The following is a 2,256-nucleotide window of genomic DNA, read 5'->3' as shown; positions in this document are numbered from 1 at the left end:
CGCCCTGTAAGGGGCGCGGGGAACGGCGCGGGCAACCGAAACGCTCCCGCAGGTTCATACGGTGCCGATGACGCGCCCTGTAAGGGGCGCGGGGAACGGCGCGGGCAACCGAAACGCTCCCGCAGGTTCATACGGTGCCGATGACGCGCCCTGTAAGGGGCGCGGGGAACGGCGCGAGCAACCAAGACGCTCCCGCAGGTTCATACGGAGCCGGTGTCACACCCCGTCGGCCCGGGCGAAGAGGTCGACCCCGTTCCCGTCCGGGTCCTGCACCACCGCGTACCGCATCCCCCACGGCGCGTCGAACGGCTTCAGCTCACCCTCGTACCCCGCGGCCACCAGCTCCTCGTACGTCGCGTCCACGCCGGCCGGACCGTCGCACAGGAAGGCCAGCCCGATGCGCCCCCCACCCACCGGCGGCTGCCAGCCCGGACGGAACGAGCGGATCGTCTCCTCCGTGTCGAGCGCGAGCCGCAGCCCGCCCGGCAGCTCCGCCTCGACGTGCGGCGCGCTCTCGGCCCCCTCGGGGAACTCCAGGCCGAGCCGGCGGTAGAAGGCGAGCGAGGCGGCCAGGTCGGAGACGACGAGACCGACGAGGTCGAAGCGGGGAGTCGTTGGTGAAGTCATGGGACCACCGTAGGAACACCGGCGGCCACAAGTCTTGAAGAAATCGGACGCCCATGCGGCAGGATGGCGGTCATGCCCCGTCCCATACGCACCCTCCCGCTGCTCCTCCTCCCGTTCCTCCTTGTCGCGTGCGGCACGGAGAAGGCGGACGCGGGGGCGGGAACGGGAACGGGGACCGCCTCGGGAACGGGCGCCGCGGCCGACCCCGCCGAACTGGCCTCCCGAGCCGAGGCGTTGGGAGTGGCACCGGAGATGGTGTACGTCACCGAGGCGCCCGGATTCACCGTCGCCGAACAGTCGGTGGGCGTGTTCGGGGACGACGGCTTCCACGCGGCGTACTTCAACCCGAAGACCCACGCCCAGCTGGAGATGTTCGTGGACCGGGACACGCGGACGGCGAAGGGCTGCCCCACGGCGGGCCCCGCCCAGGACGCCTCGGCGCGGAAGACCACCTGCGAACGCGACGGCGGCCTCTGGTACCGCGGCGGGGCGGACCGGCACGAGTACCTGGTGCCGCGCGACGGCCACGTCGTCCGGCTCGTCGGCGACGCGGACCGCCTGGACCGCGCCGCCCTGCGCGACGCGGCGGAGGCGGTCCACCGCCCCGACGCCGCGGAACTGGCCGCGCTCCTGCCCCCGGCGCCCGTGACCCCGGCGACCGAACCGGTCGAACGGGGCGACCTGCCCCCGGCGGGCGACGGCGCACCCGACAACGGGGTCGGCGCGTCGGGCTGAGACGCGTCGCGGACCCGGGCTGATCCAGAAGGAACCCCCTACGCTCGCCCCATGGCAGCACAGCACCGGCACCCCGCCCCCCGGCTCCTCGTCTGCACCCGCACCACGGACTACCGCCACGAGTCGATCCCGGCCGGCGTCGCCGCCCTGCGGTCCCTCGGCGCCGCGCACGGCTTCACGGTCCACGCGACGGAGGACCCCGCCTTCTTCGACACCCCGGTCGGCCCGTACGCGGCCGTCGTCTTCCTCTCCACCAGCGGCGACGTCCTGACCCCCGCGGGCCGGGAGCACCTCGCCGCGTACGTGGAGGCGGGCGGCGGCTTCGTCGGGGTGCACGCGGCGGCCTGCACGGAGTACGACTGGCCCTACTACGGCGAACTGCTGGGCGCCCGTTTCGCCCGCCACCCCGCGTACCAGAGGGGCCGGGCGCTGGTGGAGGACCGCGACCACCCCTCCACCCGACACCTCCCGCCCGTCTGGGACTTCACGGACGAGTGGTACGACTTCCGCGCCAGCCCCCGGGGTTCGGTACGCGTCCTGCTCTCGGCCGACGAGACCTCGTACGAGGGAGGCACGATGGGGGAGGACCACCCCCTGGCCTGGTGCCACGAACAGGGCAGGGGCCGCTCCTTCTACACAGCCCTGGGCCACGCCCCCGAGGCCTACGAAAACCCCGACTTCCGCACCCACCTCCTGGGCGCCATAACCTGGGCAACCCAAAGCGCCCTATAGGGGCGCGGGGAACGGCGCAATCTTTCAGGGGCGCGGGGAACGACGCGGTCTGTTCTCTTCGAGGGGCACAGCGAACGGCGCGGCTTCCGGCTTTCAGGGGCGCGGGGAACGGCGCAGTCTTTTAGGGGCGCGGGGAACTGCGCGACCAGCCCCCACCGGACC

General features: G+C 73.3%; 3 protein-coding genes. 2 read left to right on the top strand and 1 reads right to left on the bottom strand.

Translation table 11 applies throughout. The features are described 5' to 3' along the window. Positions 1-216 precede the first annotated feature (216 nt). Positions 217-627 (bottom strand): VOC family protein, encoded by a 411-nt coding sequence (locus tag FGF04_RS38890; RefSeq protein ID WP_149516109.1) that lies wholly within the window; start codon positions 625-627, stop codon positions 217-219. A 72-nt stretch (positions 628-699) separates the two neighbouring features. Here FGF04_RS38890 and FGF04_RS38885 point away from each other — a divergent pair, with 72 nt between their 5' ends. Together FGF04_RS38885 and FGF04_RS38880 are read left to right on the top strand one after the other, a co-directional pair. After that, on the top strand, positions 700-1,362 hold the full coding sequence (locus tag FGF04_RS38885) for a hypothetical protein (protein ID WP_149516108.1): 663 nt from the start codon (positions 700-702) through the stop codon (positions 1,360-1,362). Positions 1,363-1,413: 51 nt separating this feature from the next. Then, entirely contained in the window at positions 1,414-2,094 is a 681-nt protein-coding gene (locus FGF04_RS38880; protein ID WP_149516107.1) for a ThuA domain-containing protein, read from the top strand. Positions 2,095-2,256: the final 162 nt, after the last annotated feature.

It is taken from the genome of Streptomyces apricus (assembly GCF_008369065.1).
Classification (GTDB): domain Bacteria; phylum Actinomycetota; class Actinomycetes; order Streptomycetales; family Streptomycetaceae; genus Streptomyces; species Streptomyces apricus.
Note: the sequence above shows the minus strand (reverse complement) of the source record. Positions and strands in the feature narration are given on the sequence as shown.

Bases quoted from the DNA above. Each gene is read 5' to 3' on its own strand.
- FGF04_RS38880 (WP_149516107.1), top strand. From the start codon at position 1,414: ATGGCAGCACAGCACCGGCACCCCGCCCCCCGGCTCCTCGTCTGCACC.
- FGF04_RS38885 (WP_149516108.1), top strand. From the start codon at position 700: ATGCCCCGTCCCATACGCACCCTCCCGCTGCTCCTCCTCCCGTTCCTC.
- FGF04_RS38890 (WP_149516109.1), bottom strand. From the start codon at position 627: ATGACTTCACCAACGACTCCCCGCTTCGACCTCGTCGGTCTCGTCGTC.